Here is a 3244-nt window from a genome sequence, read left to right as displayed (position 1 = left end):
CTCCCCATGCCCCCTACTTCCTCTACCAAACCCTCCCCTGTCAAGCTGTATGATTTTCACCCGCCTGTAGAAGATTTTCGCAGTGCGGTGTTGCGGGGGCTGAGCAAGCCTGAAAAGACAATTTCGCCGCAGTTTCTCTACGACAAGCGGGGGTCTGAGCTGTTTGATGCCATTTGCCAGCTGCCGGAGTACTACCTAACGCGCACCGAGATGGCGATTTTACGGGCCAATGCTGAGGATATTGCGGCGGCTTTAGATCATCGTGCCCTGGTGGAACTCGGCAGCGGCAGTAGCCAAAAAATTCGCATTTTGCTGAATGCGGCCCCCCAGGTGCAGACCTACGTAGCGGTCGATATCTCGCGGCAGCATTTGCAGGAGGCCTGTGCGGCGCTAATGGCAGATGTGGAAGGGCTGGAGGCGATCGCAGTCTGCGCTGACTATACCCAACCGCTGCCGATTGCCACCATTCCAGAGCTGCGCGATCGCCCCACTATTGGCTTTTTCCCCGGTTCTTCAATTGGCAACTTAGAACCCGCCGAGGTGATTGCTTTTCTCAAAACCGTCGCGGTACTGGGCGATCTGATCGTGGGTGTAGATCTAAAGAAATCTGCCAGCCTGCTCGAACCCGCCTATGACGATGCCCAGGGGATTTCTGCCGCCTTTGCGCTCAATGTGCTGGTGCGGATCAATCGAGAGCTTGGGGCTGATTTTGACCTGACCCAGTTTGAGTATCGGGCCTGCTACAACGAAGTGGCGGGGCGAATTGAGATGGCGATCGCCAGCCTAAGCGATCAAACCGTGCGCCTGGGCGATGCCGAGATTCCCTTCAAGGCGGGCGAAACCTTGCGTACCGAGCACTCCTACAAGTACACCATTGATGAATTTCAGCTTTTGGCCATGGAGGCCGGTTTTAAGCCTGTGCAGGTGTGGACGGATGCTGAACAGCTCTTTAGCCTGCACCACCTAAAACAGATCTGAACTAAATCTGAAACTGGGGCTTTAGACGCTGGGGCTTAGCGCTTTAGTATTTTCTGGATTGCTCTCAAGTTTTTTGGCCAGCTCTTTTAACCGCTGAATGCGATCTTCGGTTGAGGGGTGGGTCATAAACAACGTCATCATCCCTTCTTTCGATAGGGGGTTGATGATAAACAGTGGCGCAAAGGCCGGGTTGCCGTGAATGGGCACCTTTTGCCCCATCTCTTCCAGTCTTTCTAATGCCCGCACCAGGGCCAGGGGGTTGTTGGTAATCTCGGCGGCCCCGGCATCAGCCGCATACTCCCTCGTTCTGGAGATTGCCATGCGGAGTAAACCAGCGGCCATAGGCGCAATCACCAGCAAAAACAAAATGGCGATTGGGTTGTTGCCGCGCCGTCCTCCGGCTCGCGCCACCGGAAAGTAAAGCGCCCCAAAGGTAAGAATGCGGCCCAGAAAGGTGAGCGAACCGGCTAGGGTGCCCGCCACCGCCTGAGTCAATGTGTCGCGGTTGCGCACGTGGGTCAGTTCGTGGGCGATGACGGCGTCGAGTTCGTCGTCGGGCAGTAGGTCAATCAGGCCCTCGGTGAGGGCGATCGCGGCATGGTTGGGGTCGCGCCCGGTGGCAAAGGCGTTGGGCGACTCTGAGGGCACCAGGTAAAGGGTGGGGGTGGGGATGTTGGCGCGATCGCACAGTTTCTCCAGCCGTGCAAACAGTTCTGGGGCCTCTTCTCGGGGGGTGGGCTTGGCCTTAAAGGCCGATAGCGCCGCCTTGTCGGAGTAGTACCACGAGCCAAAGCTGCTCACCGCCGCAAAGCCCAGCCCGTAGTACAGGCCCGTTTCGTCGCCGACTAGCAGATAGCCCGCCAGCACAATTAACCCGCTGAGCAGCGCCAAGAGTGCCAATGTTCTAAACTGATTCATTGCCGCCATAAGTAGCCCCACCGCACATGATGTTTATCCTTCAGCATCTCAGAGGTTGGCGCAGCTGAGATCTACCTGGGGAAGGAAAAGCTGAAAGGGCTAAAGATGAGAGGGCTGATGGCCCAGTGGGTTTAGGCTATGATCGGCCCATTGCGGAGATTGGGGCAACCGATGACAACGCTGTTGATTCAAACTGAAAGCGTACCGTTAACGGTCAATTTTCCGACCAGCGCTGAAATGACGACAGCGGAATTTTATGCATTCTGCCAAGCCAATCAAGATCTGCGAATCGAGCGATCGGCCACTGGAGAAGTGATTGTCATGCCGCCCGCGTTTTCCGATACAGGCAATCGCAACCTCAAAATTGCCCAGCAGTTGGCCAACTGGGCTGATGTAGATGGTACTGGCGAAGCCTTTGACTCTAGCGCTGGGTTTACGCTGCCCAATGGTGCCACCCGTTCCCCCGATGCCGCCTGGGTACGTCTAGAACGCTGGACTGCGCTAACGGAACTTGAGCAGGCATCCTTTGCGCCCCTGTGCCCAGACTTTGTGGTGGAGCTGCGGTCTGCTAGCGATACCCTCAGCAGACTTGAGGCCAAAATGGAAGAATATCTAGCCAATGGTGCGTCGTTGGGCTGGTTAATTGATCGCAAAACCCGCCAGGTTCACATCTATCGCCCCAATCAAGCCCCGGAAGTTCTAGAGAACCCCGACACCGTCTCTGGAGACCCTCAGTTACCAGGCTTTGTACTGCGAATGGCTAAGATTTGGTAGAGAAACCAGGTTTCTATGGCAGTCGCATTGGCTTTGTTGGCTACCCTGAGAAACCCCCTTTCTGGCGGCGAAAGCAACTAAACCGGCGAGTCAATCAGCCCTGGATGATTCTGCGGGCGAGGGCCAGAGGTGTCCCAGAAGAAGCGGCGGTCTGAATCTGCGATCGGCTTGTCGTTAATACTGGCTTCGCGGCGGCGCATGAGGCCATTTTCGTCGAACTCCCAGTTTTCGTTGCCGTAGGCGCGATACCACTGCCCCGCGTCGTCGTGCCATTCGTACTGAAACCGCACAGCGATACGGTTGTCGCCAAAGGCCCACACTTCTTTGACCAAGCGGTAGTCGAGTTCTTTATCCCACTTGCGGCGCAAAAAGGCGCGGATGGTGTCGCGGCCCTGGAAGATTTCGGCCCGGTTGCGCCAGTGACTGTCTTCGGTATAGGCCAGAGCGACGCGATCGGGGTCGCGGCTGTTCCAGGCGTCTTCGGCCATGCGGGCTTTGGCGATCGCGGTCTCTTTCGTAAAGGGGGGGACGATAGGCGTGGGCATAGGGGTGGATGGGTGGATGAGTAAGGGGT

At 56.8% G+C, this 3244-nt stretch carries 4 protein-coding genes; 2 read left to right on the top strand and 2 right to left on the bottom strand.

Annotation, left to right across the window (positions count from 1 at the left end):
- Nucleotides 1–6 precede the first annotated feature (6 nt).
- Nucleotides 7–978 carry an L-histidine N(alpha)-methyltransferase gene (gene egtD, locus IQ273_RS31885; protein ID WP_194027102.1) on the top strand — a complete coding sequence of 324 codons (972 nt, stop codon included), beginning with the start codon at nt 7–9 and terminating at the stop codon, nt 976–978.
- Nucleotides 979–999: 21 nt separating this feature from the next.
- Here egtD and IQ273_RS31880 read toward each other — a convergent pair whose 3' ends face one another.
- The gene (locus tag IQ273_RS31880; protein ID WP_194027101.1) at nt 1000–1905 is read right to left on the bottom strand and encodes a M48 family metalloprotease; all 906 of its coding nucleotides are present in this window, start codon (nt 1903–1905) and stop codon (nt 1000–1002) included.
- 162 nt (nt 1906–2067) lie between these two features.
- On the opposite strand from IQ273_RS31880, the gene IQ273_RS31875 reads away from it, so the two are divergent.
- Nucleotides 2068–2670 (top strand): Uma2 family endonuclease, encoded by a 603-nt coding sequence (locus IQ273_RS31875; protein WP_194027100.1) that lies wholly within the window; start codon nt 2068–2070, stop codon nt 2668–2670.
- A 77-nt stretch (nt 2671–2747) separates the two neighbouring features.
- Here the strand turns inward: IQ273_RS31875 and IQ273_RS31870 are convergent, their stop codons facing one another.
- Nucleotides 2748–3215: a nuclear transport factor 2 family protein gene (locus tag IQ273_RS31870; protein ID WP_194027099.1), complete on the bottom strand. Its 468-nt coding sequence runs from the start codon at nt 3213–3215 to the stop codon at nt 2748–2750.
- Nucleotides 3216–3244: the final 29 nt, after the last annotated feature.

Origin of the sequence: Nodosilinea sp. LEGE 07298 (assembly GCF_015207265.1) — a bacterium.
Lineage (GTDB): Bacteria > Cyanobacteriota > Cyanobacteriia > Phormidesmidales > Phormidesmidaceae > Nodosilinea.
The sequence above is the reverse complement of the archived record's forward strand: the minus strand, read 5'-3'. Positions and strand labels throughout refer to the sequence as shown.

Bases quoted from the DNA above. Each gene is read 5' to 3' on its own strand.
- egtD (WP_194027102.1), top strand. From the start codon at position 7: ATGCCCCCTACTTCCTCTACCAAACCCTCCCCTGTCAAGCTGTATGAT.
- IQ273_RS31880 (WP_194027101.1), bottom strand. From the start codon at position 1,905: ATGGCGGCAATGAATCAGTTTAGAACATTGGCACTCTTGGCGCTGCTC.
- IQ273_RS31875 (WP_194027100.1), top strand. From the start codon at position 2,068: ATGACAACGCTGTTGATTCAAACTGAAAGCGTACCGTTAACGGTCAAT.
- IQ273_RS31870 (WP_194027099.1), bottom strand. From the start codon at position 3,215: ATGCCCACGCCTATCGTCCCCCCCTTTACGAAAGAGACCGCGATCGCC.